This is a genomic window from Bacillus sp. CGMCC 1.16541, from assembly GCF_003184905.1.
Lineage (GTDB): Bacteria > Bacillota > Bacilli > Bacillales > Bacillaceae_H > Priestia.
This window is the reverse complement of sequence record NZ_QFRU01000005.1, coordinates 50,119-72,394: the sequence shown is the minus strand read 5'-3', so window position 1 is coordinate 72,394 and position 22,276 is coordinate 50,119. Positions and strand designations below refer to the sequence as shown.

The window sequence follows — 22,276 nt, the reverse complement described above, 5'->3', positions numbered from 1 at the left end:
ATGTTATGAGACAAAGTTCTACATTAATTCCAACATTAAGAGAAGTTCCAGCAGATGCAGAAGTGAAAAGTCATCAGCTATTGCTACGTGCCGGATATATGCGTCAAAACTCGAGTGGTGTCTATAGCTTTTTACCACTAGGAAAACGCGTGTTACAAAAGGTAGAGCAAATTGTTCGAGAAGAGATGGACCGCGCAGGTTCGGTTGAATTATTAATGCCAGCTTTACAACAAGCTGAATTATGGCAAGAATCAGGTCGATGGTATTCGTATGGTCCTGAGTTAATGCGAATGAAAGATCGTCATCAACGTGAATTTGCACTAGGTGCAACACATGAAGAAGTTATTACAAGTTTATTACGTGATGAAATCAAATCATATAAGCGCTTACCACTTAATCTGTATCAAATTCAAACAAAGTTTCGTGATGAAAAGCGTCCGCGCTTTGGTTTATTACGTGGTCGTGAATTCATTATGAAAGATGCTTATTCATTCCATGCGTCACAAGAAAGCTTAGATGAAGTGTATGACAAAATGTATAATGCCTATAGTCGAATCTTCGCAAGATGTGGCCTGAACTTCCGTGCAGTAATTGCGGATTCTGGCGCCATGGGTGGAAAAGATACGCATGAATTTATGGTGTTATCAGAAATCGGGGAAGATACGATTGCTTATTCAGATACATCTTCTTACGCAGCAAATGTTGAAATGGCGCCTGTTGTGACAACATATGAAAAAGAAAATGTAGCGGAAGAGTCATTAGAAAAAGTTGAAACACCGAATGAAAAAACAATCGAAGAAGTGGCAAAGTTCTTTAACGTAGAAGAAGCCAAATGTATTAAATCATTACTTTTCAAAGTTGATGATCGTTATGTTCTTGTTTTAGTACGTGGAGATCATGAAGTAAATGACATTAAAGTGAAAAATTATTTTGAAGCATCTGTAGTAGAATTAGCTTCAGCGGAAGAAACAAAACAAGCGATGAATTGTGCCGTTGGTTCTCTTGGACCAATTGCATTACCAGAAGGTATCGAAGTAATTGCAGATAATGGTGTACAAGCTGTTGTGAATGGTATTTGCGGAGCAAACAAAGAAGGCTACCATTATAAAGGAGTCAACCCAGAGCGTGATTTCAAAGCTGAATATGTTGATCTGCGCTTTATTAAAGAAGGTGATCCTTCTCCAGATGGACAAGGTATCATTAAGTTTGCTAAAGGAATTGAAGTAGGACATGTATTCAAGCTTGGTACACGTTATAGTGAAGCAATGAATGCAACATACTTAGATGAAAATGGACGTACTCAACCAATGATCATGGGTTGTTACGGTATTGGAGTATCTCGTATACTAGCAGCTATTGCTGAACAATTCAATGACGAGAATGGTCTAATTTGGCCAACGGCAGTAGCCCCTTACCATGTTCACTTAATCCCAGTGAATATGAAAAATGAAGAACAAAAAGAAGTGGCTGAACAATTATATAATGAATTGTTAGATAACCGTTATGAAGTATTGCTTGACGATCGTCAAGAGCGACCAGGTGTTAAATTTGCTGATTCTGACCTTATCGGTGTACCGGTGCGTGTTACAATTGGTAAACGTGCTTCAGAGGGAATTGTAGAAGTAAAGGTTCGTGAAACAGGTGAACAATTAGAAGTTGCTGTCGCAGAGTTACAACAAACGATTCAACAATTACTCACAACTAAATAATTGTTATCTATAGAGGAGGCTGATTCAAAAAGGTGTTTGTGACCCTTTTTGAATCAGCCTTATCTTCTCTTCTTTTTTGAATGATCTTTATGTTAAAATAACAAACAGTGAAATGAACGAATAAGGGGGGGAGCGAAGTGAGCCCACAATCAGCAGAACAAAAAGAGAGATTTGCTTTGCTATTGCAACAATTAGAGTTAACGAGTGATCAAGTAGTTCCTTATTTTGAGCAAGGAGCTATTGAAAAAGTCGTGATTCATAAAGAGCAAAAAAAATGGCATTTTCATCTTTATGTCAAAAAAGTATTGCCCTTTCAACTATATGAAATGCTTTTAACACAAATGAAAGCAAAATTTTCACATATTGCCAACGTGTCCTTTTCGATTCGAACAGATGACAAAGAATGTCAAGAAAATGATATACAAGCATACTGGCAACATTGTGTAAGTGAATTGCAAGGCATTTCACCGCTATTTTTATCCTTATTGAAAGAACAAGAACCAACCTCTAGTGGAATTAAGCTACAGTTATGTGTTCGAAATGATGCAGAAGGAATAGCGTTGAAGAAAAAGTATGGTCAGCTTATTAGTGATCAATACACTGCATATGGCTTTCCGACTTTGCAAGTTGTCACAGAAGTGGTTCACTCTCAAGAGGAATATAGTAAGTTTGTTGAGCAGAAAGAGCAAGAAGACAAAGAACGGGTATTGCAAGCCATTACTGATATGCAAAATAAAGAAAAAGAACAACAAGACGGTGAGGGTCCAACAGGTCCTGTCACGATTGGATATACCATTAAGGATGAAATTAAAACGATTCAATCCATTAATGATGAAGAGAAAGCAATCGCAATTCAAGGATATGTGTTTGATGCAGAGACAAAAGAGCTACGTAGTGGAAGAACGTTACTGGTATTCAAAATTACAGATTATACAGATTCCATTATGGTCAAAATGTTCTCGCGTGATAAAGAAGACATCCCACTGTTACAAGCCATTAAAAAAGGCATGTGGTTGAAAGTGAAAGGAAGTGTACAAAACGATACGTTTGTACGTGACCTTGTGATGATCGGGAAAGATGTGAACGAAATCCAACCACAAGAGCGAAAAGACACAGCTCCTGAAGGAGACAAGCGTGTTGAGCTGCATTTGCACACACCAATGAGCCAAATGGACGCTGTGACACCTGTTAGTAAATTAGTAGCACAAGCTAAAAAGTGGGGACATGAAGCCATTGCTATCACAGACCATGCAGTTGCTCAGTCATTTCCAGAAGCGTATTCAGCTGGTAAGAAAAATGGCATTAAGATTCTTTATGGTGTCGAAGCGAATCTTGTTGATGATGGTGTCCCCATTGCTTATAATGCCCAACCTATTGATTTAACTGAAGCAACATATGTTGTGTTCGACGTAGAAACAACGGGCCTCTCAGCTGTGTATGATACAATTATTGAACTTGCTGCTGTTAAGATGAAGGAAGGAGAGATTATTGACCGATTTGAGTCATTTGCTAACCCTCACCATCCTCTATCAGCAACAACCATTGATTTAACTGGTATTACAGATGACATGGTTCAAGAGGCGCCTGAGGTAGAAGAGGTGCTAAAAAAGTTTCATGATTGGATGGGTGATGCAATTTTAGTTGCCCATAATGCCAGTTTTGATATGGGGTTCTTAAACGTAGGACTGAAGAAAATAGGTTTAGAAAAAGCGCCAAATGGGGTCATTGATACACTGGAATTAGCAAGGTTCTTATATCCTGATATGAAAAACCATCGTTTAAATACATTAGCGAAGAAATTTGATGTTGACCTCACACAGCATCACCGAGCGATATATGATGCAGAAGCAACGGGCTACTTGTTAGCTAAAATGTTAAAAGATACATTGGAGAAAGACATTACGCATCATAATCAATTAAATGATTACATGGGACAAGGGAATGCTTATCAGCGAGCAAGGCCTTATCACGTGACAATCTTAGCTAAAAACGATCGAGGGTTAAAAAATCTATTTAAATTAGTTTCGATTGCTCACCTCGAATATTTTTATCGCGTGCCACGTATTCCTAGGTCTCAACTTGAGAAGTTACGTGAAGGATTATTAATTGGAACAGCTTGTGATAAAGGTGAAGTGTTTGAAGGGATGATGCAAAAATCACCTGAAGAGGTTGAACAAACGGCGGAATTTTATGATTATATTGAAGTGCAACCACCGACTAATTATGACCATTTAATTGAACTTGATTTGATTCATAATCAGCAAGCACTAAAAGAAATCATTGGGAACGTCGTAAAACTCGGTGAAAAGCTTAATAAACCAGTTGTTGCAACAGGAAATGTTCACTATTTAAATCCAGAAGACAAGATATACCGAAAAATTTTAGTTAGCTCACAAGGTGGAGCTAATCCACTTAATCGTCATCAATTACCAAATGTGCACTTTCGAACGACAGATGAAATGCTAGAATGTTTCTCGTTCTTAGGAGAAGAAAAAGCAAAAGAAATTGTTGTAACGAATACACAAAAAGTAGCAGCAATGATTGAGGAAGTTAAACCAATTAAGGATGAATTGTACACACCGAAGATTGAAGGCGCAGATGAAGAAATGCGTGAAATGAGTTATGCAATGGCAAAAAGCATTTATGGAGATGAATTACCGGAAATTGTTGAAGCCCGTCTTGAAAAAGAGTTAAAAAGTATTATTGGACATGGATTTGCGGTTATTTATTTAATCTCTCATAAACTTGTAAAAAAATCATTAGATGATGGTTATCTTGTTGGTTCGCGTGGATCAGTTGGCTCTTCTTTTGTTGCCACTATGACAGAAATTACAGAGGTCAATCCCCTACCACCTCATTATGTATGTCCTGAGTGTAAACACTCGGAGTTCTTTAATGATGGTTCAGTTGGGTCAGGATTTGACTTACCAGATAAAGACTGTCCTAATTGCGGTAGTGTGTATAAAAAAGATGGACACGATATTCCATTTGAAACCTTTCTTGGGTTTAAAGGAGATAAAGTTCCTGATATCGACTTGAACTTTTCAGGTGAATACCAACCACGTGCGCATCATTACACAAAAGTGTTGTTTGGAGAAGATAATGTGTATCGAGCGGGTACGATTGGTACGGTAGCAGAAAAAACAGCTTATGGATATGTAAAAGGATACGCAGGAGATCACGACCTTCATTTACGTGGCGCAGAAGTAGATCGTTTAGTGTCAGGGTGTACAGGTGTAAAGAGAACAACAGGACAGCATCCAGGAGGAATTATTGTTATCCCTGATTATATGGATGTGTTTGATTTTACACCAATTCAATATCCAGCTGATGCAAAAGGTGCAGAATGGAGAACCACCCATTTTGACTTCCACTCAATTCATGATAATGTGCTAAAACTTGATATACTTGGACACGATGATCCAACCGTTATTCGTATGCTTCAAGATTTAAGTGGAATTGATCCTAAAACCATCCCGACTGACGATCCGGAAGTGATGAAGATTTTCAGTGGAACGGAATCTCTTGGTGTGACACAAGAGCAAATCATGTGTAAAACAGGGACACTAGGTATCCCTGAGTTCGGTACACGGTTTGTTCGTCAAATGTTAGAAGACACGAAGCCGACAACTTTTTCAGAGTTAGTCCAAATTTCTGGGTTATCGCATGGAACTGATGTATGGTTAGGTAATGCTCAAGAGTTAATTCATAATGGAACATGTACGCTTAGTGAAGTAATTGGTTGTCGTGATGATATTATGGTTTATTTAATCTATCAAGGACTAGAACCTTCCTTAGCATTTAAAATCATGGAATCTGTACGTAAAGGAAAAGGGTTATCACCAGAATTTGAAGAGGAAATGATTAAAAATGATGTACCGGCTTGGTATATTGATTCTTGTAAGAAGATAAAATATATGTTCCCAAAAGCCCATGCTGCAGCCTATGTACTAATGGCTGTACGTATAGCTTATTTTAAAGTGCATCACGCGTTACTTTATTATGCAGCTTACTTTACAGTACGTGCGGATGACTTTGATATTGATACAATGGTGAAGGGCTCTACAGCTATTCGTGCAAAAATTGAAGAGATTAATGGAAAAGGGTTAGATGCTTCACCGAAGGAAAAGAACTTACTAACAGTATTGGAATTGTCACTTGAAATGTGCGAACGAGGGTACTCGTTTGGGAAAGTGGACTTGTATCGTTCAAGTGCAAGTGAATTTATTATTGATGGAGATAAACTTATTCCACCATTCAATTCAATTCCAGGGCTTGGTACCAACGCTGCAATTAACATTGTAAAAGCAAGAGCAGATGGTGAATTCTTATCGAAAGAAGATTTACAACAGCGTGGGAAAATATCAAAAACTATTTTGGAGTATTTAGATAACCACGGTTGTTTAGGATCACTTCCTGATCAAAACCAGCTCTCGCTCTTCTAACATTTGCATAAAAAGGTTGATTATGATATAGTAATGTTGGAAATGCTAAGGATACGGACGAAGAAGGAGTGGGGAAACCCACTCTTTCTTATTGGTACGGGTTTACTTAGTAAGGTGAAGTCCTAGTCGTGGAAGTAGCAGTACGTTTCTTTCTAGTGCTTCAGGCGAGATTGCTCATTGTGCGTAGGCTCGTTTTTAATTTTTAACAGAGCAAGCTTATGATACCCTGCTATTTTAGCAGGGAATTTTTATCAATGACCAATCACTCTTTTTCATAAGAGATATAAAAAACGTATAACATAAGCTCAAGGAAAGCCTTTTAAAGAGAAGGGTTCTTGAAAGGAGGAATAGAATGAGTAAGATAACAGAAGTTGTAGAAGAATTAGTGACACCTATTCTCCAAGAGATGAGTTTAGAACTTGTTGATATTGAATATGTAAAAGAAGGTCCTAATTGGTTTTTACGTGTGTTTATTGATTCTGAAACAGGAGTAGATATTGAGGACTGTGGTACTGTGAGTGAGCGATTAGGTGAAAAAATGGATGAGCTTGATCCAATTCAACATAACTACTTCCTCGAAGTCTCTTCTCCGGGTGCTGAGCGACCTCTTAAAAAGGAATCAGACTTTGAACGTTCTGTTGGTAAACATGTATACATAAAAACATACGAACCAATTGAGGGTGAGAAGGAGTTTGAAGGTGAACTTCAATCATTTGACGGACAAACTGTTACGTTAGTAGTGAAAATTAAAACACGTACAAAGACAGTAGTCCTTCCGTATGACAAAGTTGCATTTGCTAGGTTAGCAATTGTATTTTAACGTTGAATGGTAATCATTAAAGGGGGATTAACGACGATGAGCAGCGAGTTATTAGATGCCCTAATTTTACTCGAAAAAGAGAAGGGTATTAGTAAAGATGTCATTATTGATGCGATTGAAGCAGCACTAATTTCTGCTTACAAGCGAAACTTTAATCAAGCGCATAACGTAAGAGTAGATATGAATTTAGATAAAGGAACAATGCGTGTGTTTGCACGTAAAGACGTTGTAGCTGACGTATACGATCCTCGTTTAGAAATTTCAGTTGAGGAAGCACAATTAATCAATCCAAACTATCAGTTAGACGATGTGGTTGAGATTGAAGTGACACCTAAAGATTTTGGACGTATTGCAGCTCAAACCGCAAAACAGGTTGTAACACAACGTGTACGTGAAGCAGAACGTGGAGTTATTTACTCTGAATTTAGCGATCGTGAAGAAGATATTATGACAGGAATTGTTCAAAGACAAGATGCACGATTTATCTATGTAAGTCTTGGGAAAATTGAAGCATTACTTCCACAAACGGAACAAATGCCAAACGAACAGTACAAGCCACATGACCGCATTAAAGTGTACATTACAAAAGTTGAGCGTACAACAAAAGGGCCTCAAATCTATGTATCTCGTACGCACCCGGGTCTTTTAAAGCGTTTGTTTGAAAAAGAAGTACCTGAAATTTATGATGGCACAGTGGAATTAAAATCTGTTGCACGTGAAGCGGGAGACCGTTCAAAGATCTCTGTTCATTCAGAGTATGATGAAGTAGATCCAGTTGGTTCATGTGTAGGTCCAAAAGGTCAACGTGTGCAAGCAGTTGTAAATGAGCTAAAAGGTGAGAAAATTGATATTGTTCGCTGGTCTAGTGATCCGGTTGAATTTGTGGCAAATGCATTAAGTCCATCAAAAGTACTTGAAGTAATGGTAGATGAAGAAGGAAAAGCTACAACGGTTATTGTACCTGATTATCAGTTATCACTAGCAATTGGTAAAAGAGGACAAAATGCTCGTTTAGCAGCAAAACTAACAGGTTGGAAAATCGATATTAAGAGTCAATCTGAAGCAGAACAAGAAGGTATTTACGTTCAAAATCATCAAGATACATTAGTTAGTCGAGATGCATTCGATGTTGAAGATGACGAAGAAATGGAATAAGAGGTGAAACCAGGTGAACAATCGTAAAAAAGTCCCGATGCGAAAATGTGTAGCAACACAAGAGATGAAGCCTAAAAAAGAGCTTGTACGCATTGTACGATCAAAAGAAGGCGACGTGTCGATTGATTTAACTGGTAAAAAGTCCGGGCGTGGAGCTTATTTAAGTAAAGATGAAGCAGCGATTGCGTTAGCAAAACAAAAAAACAGTTTAGCTAACCATTTAAATGTAGCAATTCCTGAAGAACTTTATGATGAATTACTAGCGCTTGTGGAAAAGGAGAAACAGTCAAAGTGAAGAATGATGAACGATGGCGCTCTTTTTTAGGACTTGCAAATCGAGCTCGTAAAATTATTTCTGGTGAAGAACTTGTTGTAAAAGAAGTTCGAAAACAAAATGCAAAGTTAGTCATCTTAGCAAAAGATGCATCAGCTAATACATTAAAGAAAGTAACCGACAAATGTACACACTACAATGTTCAAGTGAAGTTTGTGGATGATCGTTACGTACTAGGGCAAGCGATAGGAAAAGAAGCCCGTGTCGTTGTAGCTGTATTAGATGGTGGCTTTGCCAGTAAGCTAGTTACGATGCTCGATTAATTCTTTTGGGGGTGAAAGTATGAGTAAAGTACGCGTATATGAATATGCAAAACAACTTAATATTTCAAGTAAAGATGTTATTTCGAAGCTAGGTGAAATGGGCATCGAGGTATCAAACCATATGGGTACGCTTGAAGCAGATGCAATTGGAAAGTTAGATTCTATTTATAAAAAAGAGAATACACCTTCTCCATCAGCAGCTAATCAAAAATACAATCAGGAGTTCTCTACAAGTGAAGAGAAACCTGCAAATAAAAAGCCTCAACCTAACAACCGTGATGGCAAGAAACCAAATAACCCATCTCAAAAGCCTGCAAATAAAGGTAAAAAAGGCAACAACCGAAATCAAAAAGGTGGCAACCGACCACAGTCAGCGCCAAAGCCACAGCCAAAAACAAAAGAGTTACCAGAAAAGGTAACATTTGTTGGAAGTATGACGGTTTCTGAACTAGCAAAAGCGTTAGGAAAAGAGCCATCAGAAATTATTAAAAAGCTATTTATGCTTGGTGTTATGGCCACAATCAACCAAGAGCTTGATAAAGATTCAATTGAATTAATTGCAGGGGAGTATGGTGTACCTGTAGAAGAAGAAATTGTTGTTGACGAAGCGGACTTCGAAACAATGGATATTGCAGATGATGAAGAAAATCTACAAGAGCGTCCACCAGTTGTGACGATCATGGGTCACGTTGACCATGGTAAAACAACGCTTCTTGATTCAATTCGTAACACAAAAGTAACGGCTGGAGAAGCAGGTGGAATTACACAGCATATCGGTGCTTATCAAGTAATGGTTAATGATAAAAAAATCTCATTCCTTGATACACCAGGACATGCTGCATTTACAACAATGCGTGCACGTGGAGCGCAAGTAACAGATATTACAATCCTAGTAGTAGCAGCAGATGATGGAGTAATGCCTCAAACAATAGAAGCGATTAACCATGCTAAAGCAGCAGAGGTACCTATTATTGTAGCTGTTAATAAAATGGATAAAGAATCCGCAAACCCAGAACGTGTAATGCAAGAGCTAATGGAACACGGTCTTGTAGCAGAAGAATGGGGCGGAGATACAATCTTCTGTAAGTTATCTGCATTATCAGGAGAAGGTATTGATCAGTTACTTGAAATGATTTTATTAGTTAGTGAAGTAGAAGAATTAAAAGCAAACCCAAGCCGTCGTGCACTAGGAACAGTTGTAGAAGCACAACTTGATAAAGGACGCGGTTCTGTTGCAACGTTACTAGTTCAAAACGGTACACTACGTGTTGGAGATCCGATTGTTGTAGGTAATACATTTGGGCGTGTACGTGCAATGGTAAACGATCTTGGTCGTCGTGTGAAAGAAGCGGGGCCGTCTACACCAGTTGAGATCACAGGTCTTAACGAAGTACCATTAGCGGGTGATCGCTTCATGGTATTTGAAGATGAGAAAAAAGCTCGTCAAATTGGTGAAGCACGTGCTCAAAAACAATTAGAACAACAACGTGGTGAAAAATCACGTGTTAGTCTTGATGATTTGTTTGAGAAAATCAAGCAAGGTGAAATGAAAGACTTAAACCTAATTGTAAAAGCTGACGTACAAGGTTCTGTAGAAGCATTAGCAGCAGCTCTTCAAAAGATTGATGTTGAAGGTGTGAATGTCCGCATTATCCACACAGGTGTAGGAGCAATTACTGAGTCTGATATTATTCTTGCTACAGCATCAAATGCAATTGTCATCGGATTTAACGTACGTCCAGATGGTGGAGCTAAGCGTACAGCTGAAGCTGAAAAAGTAGACATTCGTTTACACCGCATTATCTACAAAGTAATCGAAGAAATTGAAGCTGCGATGAAAGGAATGCTTGATCCAGAATTCGAAGAGAAAGTAATTGGTCAAGTAGAAGTACGTCAAACATTTAAAGTGTCTAAAATCGGTACAATTGCGGGAAGTTATGTAACAGACGGAAAAATTACTCGTCATAGTAGTATTCGTCTAATCCGTGATGGCATTGTTATCTTTGAAGGTGAAATTGATGCATTAAAACGTTACAAGGATGATGCAAAAGAAGTAGCACAAGGATATGAATGTGGTATTACCATTAAAAACTTTAACGATGTTAAAGAAGGCGATATAATCGAAGCGTATGTGATGGAGGAAATCGAACGTAAATGATTGGTGTTGTAGAGTGTGAGTGCATGATTTATAATGCAGCTTCTTTAAAAGAAAAACGAGCAGTTTTGCAGCGTATTTTAATGCGCTTAAAACAAAAATACAACATTTCAGTATCAGAAATTGATTTTCAAGACGTATGGCAACGAACAAAGATTGGCATCGTCGCCATCTCATCAAATCGAATAGCAACAGAAAAAGAGTTGCAAAAAGCATTAAGCTTAATTGATTCTTTTCCTGAAATCGAACGAACAGTAACAACGTTTGAGTGGTTATAGAGAGAAGGGGTGAGAAAGATGAAATTAAGATCAAATAGAGTCGGCGAGCAAATGAAAAAAGAGTTAAGTGAGATTATTGGTCGTAAAATCAAAGACCCTCGCATTGGTTTTGTAACAGTTACAGACGTTCAAGTATCAGGTGATCTTCAGCAAGCAAAAGTGTTTATCTCGGTGTTAGGAGATGCTGAGCAACGAGAAAATACTTTAAAAGGTCTTGCGAAAGCAAAAGGATTCATTCGCTCTGAAATTGGTCAGCGTATTCGCTTGCGTAAAACGCCAGAGATTATCTTTGAGTTTGATGAGTCAATTGATTATGGTAACCGTATTGATACACTGTTACATGAAATAAAAAAAGAAAATGACGATCAGTAATTGAATTGTCATGCCATGAAATATGGTGGTATTCTATCTTTCTAAGAGGTTGTCCTAAAAGTATGGTTTATGCTTCTAGGACAGCCTTTTTTTAAGGATACATAGTAGGAGCATTGTAAGCAGAAAATGAAGAAAAGGGAAAGGAGTTGGTCTACAATGGATGGTGTCTTAGTTTTACATAAGCCAAAAGGAATGACCTCTCATGACTGTGTATTTAAAGTGCGTAAGCTGTTGCATACCAAAAAGGTTGGACATACTGGAACATTAGATCCAGATGTGACGGGCGTTCTTCCAATTTGTATTGGACGAGCAACTAAGATTGTTGAATATTTAACAGGTGCAACAAAGATATATGAAGGTGAAGTAACAATTGGTTTTTCAACGACAACTGAGGATAAGTCAGGAGAAATCGTTGAGCAAAAGAAAGTAACGGAAACATATACGCGAGAAGACATTTTACGTTTATTACAATCACTTACGGGAGAGATTGAACAAACGCCGCCTATGTATTCAGCGGTAAAAGTAAACGGTGTAAGGCTATACGAGTATGCACGAAAAGGCATTGAAATTGAACGTCCTTCAAGAAGAGTGACCATCTACAAGTGTGAGTTGCTAGATGAACGAACAGAATTCAAAGGAGAAACAATTTCTTTTCGTTTTCGTGCAGCATGCAGCAAAGGAACATATATCCGAACATTGGCCGTTATGATGGGAGAGAAATTGGGTTATCCAGCTCACATGTCTGATTTAAAAAGAACAGGGTCAGGTCAGTTTACATTGGATGACTGTTTAACTTTTGAGGAGATTGCAAAAGCAGTAGAAGATGGAACGATTCAATCTCATTTGTATCCAATCGAACGTGCTCTTTTTCATTTGCCGAAACTAACAATAAATGATACATTAGCAATGAAAGTGAAAAATGGAGCGTTATTACCATGTCCGACAGATGTTGATGTATCACAAGGCCCAATCTTAATGATGAATGAGAGCGGTCAATGTTTAGCAATTTATGCACAACATCCTAGTAAACAACATTTAATTAAACCGACGAAAGTGCTTGTAATTTAAGAAAGTCGGTTAAAAGAAAAGGTGAGTTCTACTTTGGAAACGATTGAAATTCGACATCCACATCATTTTCAGCGAGATGCAATACAACCTTCAGTCATGGCGCTTGGCTATTTTGATGGCATTCATTTAGGTCATCAAGAAGTAATTAAAACCGCTAAAAAATTGGCAGATAAAAAAGCCATAGCAAGTGCTGTTATGACGTTTGATCCTCACCCTTCCGTTGTCCTTGGACGGAATGTTCAACATGTAGAGATGATTACACCGCTAAATGAAAAGCAAAAGATCATGGAAGAGCTAGGAATTGATTTTCTTTATATTGTTCATTTCGACAAAGAATTTGCTAGCTTACTACCTCAACAATTTGTGGATGAGTATATCATTGGTCTAAATGTTCAACATGTGGTGGCAGGATTTGATTACTCGTATGGAAAGCTAGGAAAGGGTACAATGGAAACATTGCCATTTCATTCTCGCAATCAGTTTACACAAACCATTGTTAACAAGTTGACAAATGATAAAGAAAAGATTAGTTCTACACTTATTCGTCAATGTATAGCTGAAGGAGAGGTAGAAAGAATTCCTCGTTTATTAGGAAGACATTATACAGTAGCAGGTCATGTTGTTCATGGAGATAAAAGAGGAAGACAAATTGGTTTTCCTACCGCTAATGTGGCACTTTCAGATACCTATTTAACACCTCGGATTGGCGTATATGCAGTTGAGATGAAAGTGGAAAATGTGTGGTATAAAGGTGTATGTAACATAGGATATAAACCAACTTTTCATAAAGAGCAGCTTGATAAACCAACAATTGAAGTTCATTTGTTTTCCTTTAATGAACAAATTTATGATAAATCAGTTACTGTGAAATGGCATAAAAAGATTCGAACAGAGAAAAAATTCTCGAGTGTCGATGATCTTGTAGCACAAATTGCTCAAGATAAAAAAGAAGCTCAACAATATTTTTTGTCTTCATATGATCACGTGAAAGAATCAATTAATTAGGTTGTTTTTAAAAGGTACTTGTTTAAAGTTGAACCAGTTTTAAATATTTATTTTTAAAAAACATGCATAGAAACTTGCAATTATATGATGAAAGTAGTATGATTACAAATGTATGAAAAACAACCATTGCTTGGCGTAACGATTCACCAACGTTGTGCTAGGGAATTGGGGTTTAATTAATGAGGAGGTGAATAGGATGGCTATCACACAAGAGCGCAAGAATGAACTTATCAACGAGTACAAAACTCATGCAAATGACACTGGATCTCCAGAAGTTCAAATTGCTGTCCTAACTGAGCAAATTAACAACTTAAACGGACATTTACGTACGCACAAGAAAGATCACCATTCACGTCGTGGTCTTCTAAAAATGGTAGGTAGACGCCGTAATTTACTAAACTACCTTCGTAACAAAGATGTTACTCGTTATCGTGAGTTAATCAACAAGCTTGGTTTACGTCGATAATCAGAAAAAAAAGCGGGAGCATTCCCGCTTTTTTAGTATGTAGATTTAAAATTACCGAAAGATGTTACATAATGTGAAAAAAACTTTTGTTTTTTCTTATTTCGTTTATACTAACACTATCACATTTGTTTACATACATATTTTATAAGTAGAGAGGGGTACTCCTTTATATGGAACAAGAAAAGCGAGTGTTCTCCATGGATTTAGCGGGCCGTAAGTTAGAGGTTGAAATTGGACAACTAGCAAAGCAAGCAAACGGTGCTGCATTAATTCGTTACGGAGATACAGTAGTATTAAGTACAGCAACAGCTTCAAAAGAACCAAAAAATTTAGATTTCTTTCCATTGACAACAAACTATGAAGAGCGTTTATACGCTGTCGGGAAAATTCCTGGTGGATTTATTAAGCGTGAGGGACGACCTAGTGAGAAAGCAATTTTAGCGAGTCGTTTAATTGACCGTCCAATCCGTCCACTTTTTGCAGATGGATTCCGTAATGAAGTACAAGTAATTAGCATTGTAATGAGTGTAGACCAAAATTGCTCTTCTGAAATGGCTGCAATGTTTGGTTCATCTCTAGCTCTTTCAGTATCAGACATTCCGTTTGAAGGGCCAATTGCTGGTGTAATCGTTGGTCGTATCAATGATGAGTTTGTTATTAACCCATCGGTTGAACAACTTGAAAAAAGCGATATTCACTTAACAGTAGCGGGTACAAAAGACGCGATTAACATGGTTGAAGCTGGCGCTGATGAAGTACCAGAAGAAGTTATGTTAGAAGCGATCATGTTTGGACATGAAGAAATTAAAAAGTTAATTGCCTTCCAAGAAGAAATTGTGGCTCAAATGGGCGTTGAGAAGATGGAAGTAAAACTTTATCAAGTAGACGCAGATATTGAAAAGCAAGTGCGTGAAATAGCTGAAACTGACATGAATCGTGCTGTTCAAGTGCAAGAGAAACATGCTCGTGAAGAAGCAATTAAAGAAGTAAAAGATGCTGTTGTAGCTAAGTTTGAAGAACAAGAAGTAGAAGAAGACGTTCTGAAGCAAGTAAAAGAAACGTTATCAAAGCTTGTGAAAAGTGAAGTACGTCGTCTAATTACAGAAGAAAAGGTACGCCCAGATGGTCGACGCATTGACGAAATTCGTCCACTTGCTTCCGAAACTGGACTATTACCACGTACACATGGATCTGGTTTATTCACACGTGGTCAAACACAAGCGTTAAGCATTTGTACGTTAGGCGCACTTGGAGATGTTCAAATCTTAGATGGATTAGGCATTGAAGAGTCAAAACGTTTTATGCATCATTATAACTTCCCACAATTTAGTGTGGGAGAAACAGGGCCAATGCGTGGACCAGGTCGCCGTGAAATTGGACATGGTGCACTAGGAGAGCGAGCGCTTGAGCCGGTTATTCCATCTGAAAAAGATTTCCCGTATACTGTTCGTCTAGTATCTGAAGTGTTAGAATCAAACGGTTCTACATCTCAAGCAAGTATTTGTGCTAGCACATTAGCAATGATGGATGCAGGTGTACCAATTAAAGCACCGGTAGCGGGAATTGCAATGGGACTTATTAAGTCAGGTGAGCACTACTCGATTTTAACAGATATTCAAGGGATGGAAGATCACTTAGGAGATATGGACTTTAAAGTAGCTGGTACTTCAAAAGGTGTAACAGCACTTCAAATGGACATTAAGATTGAAGGGTTGTCTCGTGAAATCTTAGAAGAGGCACTTCAGCAAGCCAAAGCAGGTCGTATGCATATTTTAGAACATATGATGTCTGTTATCGCAGAGCCTCGTACTCAGTTATCAGAATATGCACCAAAAATTCTAATGATGAGTATTAACCCAGATAAGATCCGTGATGTTATTGGACCAAGTGGTAAGCAAATCAATAAGATTATCGAAGAAACGGGCGTTAAGATTGATATTGAGCAAGATGGAACAGTTTTTATCTCTTCAACGAATCAAGAGATGAATGAAAAAGCGAAAAAAATCATCGAAGATATCGTTCGTGAAGTTGAAGTAGGTCAAATGTATCTAGGTAAAGTAAAACGTATTGAAAAGTTTGGTGCGTTTGTTGAACTGTTCAGTGGTAAAGATGGTCTTGTTCACATTTCTGAACTAGCAGAAGAACGCATCGGAAAAGTAGAAGACGTTGTAGCAATTGGCGATGAAATTCTAGTTAAAGTAATGGAAGTCGACAAGCAAGGTCGCGTAAACTTATCACGAAAAGCAATTTTAAAAGAGCAAAAAGAGCAAGAACAAAAAGAAGTACAAAAATAATAATAAACCTTTTATTTTCACAAAAGGCATTTTATGAGGTGACTCAAAAGGGCTGATTTTCGTTCTTTTGAGTCACCTTCTTTTGTTCAACTTGTTCTACCTTGTCCCTTTCATACATATTTTTGATGATAGGGGGGGAAGAATAAGTGAAAAGAATGCTTATAAAAGTTGTTCCGTTTGTATTTTTACTAACGATTACATATCAATCTGTTCAAAATCCTTACACGACTTCATTTGTAGAAGGATTAAAAGCAGACACAATGACTGTCAGTAAACAAAAAGATGCACTTTATATGGACATTCAAGCAAAAGCAAAACAGTACGAAATAAAGCCGCAAGATGCTAGAGTAGATAAAGTATGGAAACTTGTTCCGGGATATAATGGTTTAAAAGTCGATGTAGATGCATCGTATAAAAGTATGAAAAAAGATGGTGTATTTACAGAAGATAAATTAATCTACAAACAAGTAAAGCCAAATGTACACTTATCTGACCTACCAGCACAACCAATTTATCGTGGACATGAAGACAAGCCGATGGTTTCATTTATTATTAATGTAGCATGGGGTAACGAGTATATCCCATCAATGCTTGACACGTTGAAAAAGCATCATGTAAAAGCGACGTTTTTTTTAGAAGGACGTTGGGTGAAAAATAACCCAGATATGACCAAAGTTATTTTAGATGCAGGGCATGAGCTAGGAAATCATTCTTACTCCCATCCAGATATGGCTAGGTTAACAAATGATCGATCACGAGAAGAGTTAGTTAATACAAACGATGTCATGAAATCCGTGACAGGTAAAGAAAACAAATGGTTTGCACCTCCTAGTGGAAGTTATCGTCAAGAAACGGTTGAGATTGCTTCTGAATTAAATATGAGAACAATTATGTGGAGTGTTGATACAATTGATTGGCAAAAGCCTCAGCCAGATGTGTTAATTCAACGTGTGATGAAAAAAGTTCACCCAGGTGCAATTATTTTAATGCATCCAACAGATTCAACTGCCAAGTCACTAGACCGATTAATTCAAAATATAAAAGACGAGCAATTAGAGATAAGTGATCTAACTACTTTGCTGGATGAAGAAAGAATGATTAAATAAACATGTAAGGTACTTTGCAATGTTAGCTTCTATTGATATACTGTCTGTGGAAATATGCTAATAATTGTTAAAAAGGATGGATGAAGAAAGGGTGGCACTAGTTTGATCAAACGATATACATGTCAAAACGGTGTAAGAATTGTATTAGAAAATATTCCAACGGTCCGATCTGTTGCCATTGGTGTTTGGATTGGCACAGGATCACGTAATGAATCATTTGAAAGAAATGGGATCTCCCACTTTTTAGAGCACATGTTTTTTAAAGGAACAAAAACGAGATCAGCCAGAGAAATTGCTGAAAGCTTTGATCGTATAGGCGGACAAGTAAATGCTTTTACATCAAAAGAATACACGTGCTACTATGCAAAAGTATTAGATGAACATGCCAATCAAGCATTAGATGTATTAGCGGATATGTTCTTTCATTCAGAGTTTGATGAGACTGAATTAAAGCGTGAAAAAAATGTAGTATATGAAGAAATTAAGATGTATGAGGATACGCCTGATGATATCGTTCACGATTTATTAGGAAAAGCAGTGTATGGTGATCATGCATTGGGTTATCCAATCTTAGGTACAGAAGAAACATTAAAGGCATTTAATGGTGATTCGTTAAGAATATATATGGATGAAACATATATTCCAGAAAATGTGGTTATTTCAGTAGCAGGAAATATTGATGAGTCATTTGTCAAAGAAGTAGAGAACTATTTCGGTACATATACATCTTCTCATTCTACACAGCAATATAAGCAACCAGCATTTCATACGAATCATTTAGCACGTAAAAAAGATACAGAGCAAGCCCACCTATGTTTAGGGTTTAAAGGGTTAGAAATCGGTAATAAAGATGTGTATAGCTTGATTGTTCTTAATAATATTTTAGGAGGAAGCATGAGTAGCCGTTTGTTCCAAGATGTACGTGAACAAAAAGGGTTAGCTTATTCAATTTTCTCCTATCATTCTTCTTACCGAGACAGCGGACTCGTGACAATTTACGGTGGTACAGGTAGCAATCAACTAGATGTTCTTTACGATACAATTCAAGAAACCTTATCTCAGTTAAAAGATAAAGGTATTACTGAAAAAGAACTTGAAAATAGCAAAGAGCAATTAAAAGGTAACCTCATGCTTAGCTTAGAAAGTACCAATAGTCGAATGAGTCGTAACGGGAAAAATGAGCTAATGTTAGGGAAACATCGTACACTAGATGAAATCATTGAACTAGTTAATAACGTTACAAAAAATAGTGTCGATACGTTAGCTCGAGATATTTTTACAAAAGACTTTGCACTTTCACTTATTAGTCCATCAGGTGAACTTCCTAAAAAGTTGCAATAAACAACACAAATAAAAAAACACAAGGGTTACATTCCCTTGTGTTTTTTTATTTGTGTTGTCATTTTTTATAGGACATGATCGATACAATAGAATAAAGGAAATCTTAAAGGAGTGAGAATGATGAGATTAAGTGAATTAAGTGGGAAAGAAATTGTTGATATAAAGCGAGCTGAACGACTTGGCGTTTTAGGGCAAACGGATCTTGAAATCAATGAACAAACAGGACAAATTAATGCCCTCATTATTCCGAGTATTAAATGGTTTGGATTAAAGCGACAAGGTCAAGATATCCGTGTTCCTTGGCAACACATAAAAAAAATTGGGGCTGATATGATTATTATTGATATTGCAAATTATGAAACAGATAAAGAAGGAAGTGAAAGTTAATCGTGATGTTAGCACCAAAGTGGGTGTAAATAACGTTGGAAAGGTAGACACAGAAATCTTTTTTCATCTTTATAAAGTCAAGAATCCAAAAGCTGCTTAGACTGCAAAGAACGTTTGCGATCTAGGCAGCTTTTCTCATTCACCGATTCAGATGTCACGACATAGTATGTTGAAGACAAAAGTAATTGGGCATGAAAAAGAGTGATGAAATGCCTTTGAATATCTCTTAGAAAACGAACTATATCCATACAACACTAAAGAAGGTGAAGGAGCAACATGTTGACGGATTTGCACATCGCTGTAATTGGTGGTGATGCCAGACAGCTTGAAGTGATACGCAAACTCATTGAACTCGATGCTAAAATTTCATTAATTGGATTTGATCAACTTGATCATGGATTTACAGGTGCCACTAAATATCATATTGATGAACTTAGCTTTAAAGATGTAGACGCGATTATCCTTCCAGTTGCTGGTACTAATCACGAAGGGCAAGTTGACACGATTTTTTCAAACGAAAAAGTGTACTTAAAAGAAGAAGTAGTCAAACAAACACCTAGTCACTGTACAATTTATTCTGGTATTAGTAATGATTATCTTAATCAGTTAACGAAATCAACAAAGCGGAAGCTAGTACAACTATTTGAACGTGATGATATTGCCATTTATAACTCTATTCCAACCGTTGAGGGAACAATTATGCTGGTTATTCAGCATACAGATTTCACCATACACGGGTCTAGAATTGCTGTATTAGGTTTAGGGAGAGTGGGGATGAGCGTTGCTAGGTCATTCGCTGCTCTAGGTGGAAAAGTAAAAGTAGGTGCGAGGAAATCTGAACACCTTGCTCGTATTTCAGAAATGGGTCTGAAGCCTTTTCACTTATCAAATTTAGCAGAAGAGGTTTCAGATGTTGATATTTGTATTAATACAATCCCTTATCCAATTTTATCTGCTAATGTCCTTTCGAAAGTGCCGTCTCACTGCTTAATTATTGATTTAGCCTCAAAGCCAGGTGGAACAGATTTTCGGTATGCAGAGAAAAGGGGAATTAAAGCAATTCTAGCTCCTGGATTACCTGGAATTGTGGCCCCAAAGACAGCAGGTCAGATTGTTGCGAATGTATTAACAAAATTATTATCTGACGATCTTGCTCAACGAAAGGAGAAAAAATAATGTCACTAAAAGGAAAACGTATTGGCTTTGGATTAACAGGTTCTCATTGTACGTACAATGAAGTGATGCCTGAAATTGAAAAGCTTGTTAACTTAGGAGCAGAAGTACTCCCAGTGGTTTCTTATACGGTACAATCAACAGATACTCGTTTTGGAGATGGTGCAGACTGGATTAAAAGAATTGAAGAAATAACAGGAAATGCTGTTATTAATTCAATTGTTAAAGCAGAGCCACTAGGACCTAAAATTCCTTTAGATTGTATGGTTATTGCACCTTGCACAGGAAATTCAATGAGTAAATTAGCAAACGCGTTAACAGAATCACCTATTCTAATGGCGGCAAAGGCAACCTTACGCAATCACAAACCTGTTGTATTAGGTATCTCCACAAATGATGCGCTAGGATTAAATGGAATTAATTTAATGCGTTTAATGTCAACTAAGAATTTTTATTTTATTCCATATGGTCAAGATGATCCAGTGAAAAAGCCAAACTCAATGGTTGCGAGAATGAATCTATTAACAGATACAGTCTATGCAGCATTAGAAGGGAAACAACTACAACCAGTTATTATTGAGAAATTCCGTGATAGCGAAAGTTAACAGTTCTTGATAGAATAAAAGAAGAGAAGATTTTATAAAATCTTCTCTTCTTTAACGCAATGATATGTTAAAATAAAAGCTATTCATGATTTGTGGAGGTAAGAAGTTCTATGTATCATGCTCGCGAAGTGAAAGTTAAACATATTTCACTATTCGTTATATAGCAATAAACGACAGAAACAATGATGTTTTTTCTAAAAGATATTGAAGTGTAAAACATGATAATAGTTGAAACTTGTTGGAGGGGATTTTAAAATGGCAAATGGATTACATGTAGCAGTAGTAGGAGCAACGGGTGCAGTAGGTCAACAAATGTTAAAAACGTTAGAAGAGCGTCAATTTCCTGTAGGGAAATTAACATTATTATCATCAGCTCGTTCAGCTGGGAAGGTACTTCAATTTAATGGAGAAGAAATTGTGATTCAAGAAGCAACGCCTGATAGTTTTGAAGGAGTAGATATTGCTTTATTTAGTGCTGGTGGTAGTATTTCAAAAGCATTAGCGCCTGAAGCAGTAAAGCGTGGTGCAGTCGTAGTTGACAACACAAGTGCATACCGTATGGACGAAAATGTACCATTAGTTGTACCTGAAGTTAACGAAGAGGACATCAAAGCACACAATGGAATTATCGCAAATCCTAATTGTTCTACGATTCAAATGGTGGCAGCACTTGAACCACTTCGTCAGTCATATGGTTTAAAGAAAGTACTTGTATCAACGTATCAAGCGGTATCGGGTGCTGGAGCAGCTGCAATTAATGAACTAAAAGAACAATCTCAAGCCATTTTAGATGAGAAAGAATTTACACCTGAAATTTTGCCGGTAGGTAGTGATAAAAAGCATTATCAAATTGCATTTAATGCGATTCCGCAAATTGATAAGTTTCAAGAAAACGGATTTACGTTCGAAGAAATGAAAATGATCAACGAAACAAAGAAAATCATGCATATGCCTGAACTTCAAGTTGCAGCAACGTGCGTTCGTTTACCAGTTGTAACAGGACACTCTGAGTCTGTATATATTGAAGTAGAAAAAAGCGGTGTTACCGTGCAAGAAGTCAAGCAATTATTATCAGAAGCGCCTGGAATTGTTCTACAAGATGACCCAGAAAATCAAGTATATCCAATGCCAGCAGATTGTGTTGGGAAAAGAGACGTGTTTGTAGGACGTATCCGTAAAGATTTGGATAATGATAAAGGGTTCCATATGTGGATTGTTTCTGATAACTTATTAAAAGGTGCTGCATGGAACTCTGTTCAAATTGCAGAGTCATTAATTAAGTTAGGACTTGTGAAATAAT

The 22,276-nt window shown here is 37.2% G+C and carries 19 protein-coding genes; all 19 read left to right on the top strand.

The genetic code is table 11. The features are described 5' to 3' along the window. Positions 1–5 precede the first annotated feature (5 nt). The 19 genes from DIS06_RS08330 (at position 6) to asd (ending at position 22,275) form a co-directional block, all read left to right on the top strand. Complete coding sequence (locus DIS06_RS08330) at positions 6–1,709, top strand: proline--tRNA ligase (RefSeq protein WP_110112799.1); 1,704 nt, start codon at positions 6–8, stop codon at positions 1,707–1,709. 137 nt (positions 1,710–1,846) lie between these two features. Continuing rightward, positions 1,847–6,154 carry a PolC-type DNA polymerase III gene (locus tag DIS06_RS08325; protein ID WP_110112798.1) on the top strand — a complete coding sequence of 1,436 codons (4,308 nt, stop codon included), beginning with the start codon at positions 1,847–1,849 and terminating at the stop codon, positions 6,152–6,154. Positions 6,155–6,506: 352 nt separating this feature from the next. Next, on the top strand, positions 6,507–6,974 hold the full coding sequence (gene rimP, locus DIS06_RS08320) for a ribosome maturation factor RimP (RefSeq protein ID WP_110112797.1): 468 nt from the start codon (positions 6,507–6,509) through the stop codon (positions 6,972–6,974). 36 nt (positions 6,975–7,010) lie between these two features. Then, on the top strand, positions 7,011–8,129 hold the full coding sequence (gene nusA, locus DIS06_RS08315; protein ID WP_110112796.1) for a transcription termination factor NusA: 1,119 nt from the start codon (positions 7,011–7,013) through the stop codon (positions 8,127–8,129). Positions 8,130–8,142: 13 nt separating this feature from the next. Next, positions 8,143–8,424, top strand: coding sequence for an RNase P modulator RnpM (gene rnpM, locus DIS06_RS08310; protein WP_110112795.1), 282 nt, complete (start codon positions 8,143–8,145; stop codon positions 8,422–8,424). Further along, entirely contained in the window at positions 8,421–8,726 is a 306-nt protein-coding gene (locus DIS06_RS08305; protein ID WP_110112794.1) for a YlxQ family RNA-binding protein, read from the top strand. The genes rnpM and DIS06_RS08305 overlap by 4 nt, the downstream gene beginning before the upstream one ends. Positions 8,727–8,745: 19 nt before the next feature. Continuing rightward, a complete protein-coding gene (gene infB / locus DIS06_RS08300) occupies positions 8,746–10,884 on the top strand; it encodes a translation initiation factor IF-2 (protein WP_110112793.1) in 2,139 nt (712 codons plus the stop codon). Continuing rightward, positions 10,881–11,159, top strand: coding sequence for a DUF503 domain-containing protein (locus tag DIS06_RS08295; RefSeq protein ID WP_110112792.1), 279 nt, complete (start codon positions 10,881–10,883; stop codon positions 11,157–11,159). Before infB ends, DIS06_RS08295 begins: the two co-directional genes overlap by 4 nt. A gap of 18 nt (positions 11,160–11,177) precedes the next feature. Continuing rightward, a complete protein-coding gene (gene rbfA / locus DIS06_RS08290; protein WP_110112791.1) occupies positions 11,178–11,531 on the top strand; it encodes a 30S ribosome-binding factor RbfA in 354 nt (117 codons plus the stop codon). Positions 11,532–11,687: 156 nt separating this feature from the next. Beyond that, the gene (truB, locus tag DIS06_RS08285) at positions 11,688–12,599 is read left to right on the top strand and encodes a tRNA pseudouridine(55) synthase TruB (RefSeq protein ID WP_110112790.1); all 912 of its coding nucleotides are present in this window, start codon (positions 11,688–11,690) and stop codon (positions 12,597–12,599) included. Positions 12,600–12,632: 33 nt separating this feature from the next. Further along, the gene (gene ribF, locus DIS06_RS08280) at positions 12,633–13,604 is read left to right on the top strand and encodes a bifunctional riboflavin kinase/FAD synthetase (protein ID WP_110112789.1); all 972 of its coding nucleotides are present in this window, start codon (positions 12,633–12,635) and stop codon (positions 13,602–13,604) included. A 196-nt stretch (positions 13,605–13,800) separates the two neighbouring features. Then, positions 13,801–14,070, top strand: coding sequence for a 30S ribosomal protein S15 (gene rpsO, locus DIS06_RS08275; RefSeq protein ID WP_110112788.1), 270 nt, complete (start codon positions 13,801–13,803; stop codon positions 14,068–14,070). Positions 14,071–14,240: 170 nt separating this feature from the next. Beyond that, entirely contained in the window at positions 14,241–16,364 is a 2,124-nt protein-coding gene (gene pnp, locus DIS06_RS08270; RefSeq protein ID WP_110112787.1) for a polyribonucleotide nucleotidyltransferase, read from the top strand. A 146-nt stretch (positions 16,365–16,510) separates the two neighbouring features. After that, positions 16,511–17,470, top strand: a complete 960-nt coding sequence (locus DIS06_RS08265) for a polysaccharide deacetylase family protein (RefSeq protein WP_204166773.1) — start codon at positions 16,511–16,513, stop codon at positions 17,468–17,470. A 102-nt stretch (positions 17,471–17,572) separates the two neighbouring features. Beyond that, entirely contained in the window at positions 17,573–18,811 is a 1,239-nt protein-coding gene (locus DIS06_RS08260) for a M16 family metallopeptidase (protein WP_110112786.1), read from the top strand. Between the two features lie 120 nt (positions 18,812–18,931). Further along, a complete protein-coding gene (locus DIS06_RS08255) occupies positions 18,932–19,198 on the top strand; it encodes a YlmC/YmxH family sporulation protein (protein WP_110112785.1) in 267 nt (88 codons plus the stop codon). 276 nt (positions 19,199–19,474) lie between these two features. Next, entirely contained in the window at positions 19,475–20,374 is a 900-nt protein-coding gene (dpaA, locus tag DIS06_RS08250; RefSeq protein WP_110112784.1) for a dipicolinic acid synthetase subunit A, read from the top strand. Next, entirely contained in the window at positions 20,374–20,976 is a 603-nt protein-coding gene (locus DIS06_RS08245; RefSeq protein ID WP_110112783.1) for a dipicolinate synthase subunit B, read from the top strand. The genes dpaA and DIS06_RS08245 overlap by 1 nt, the downstream gene beginning before the upstream one ends. A gap of 255 nt (positions 20,977–21,231) precedes the next feature. Beyond that, entirely contained in the window at positions 21,232–22,275 is a 1,044-nt protein-coding gene (asd, locus tag DIS06_RS08240) for an aspartate-semialdehyde dehydrogenase (protein WP_110112782.1), read from the top strand. Position 22,276: the final 1 nt, after the last annotated feature.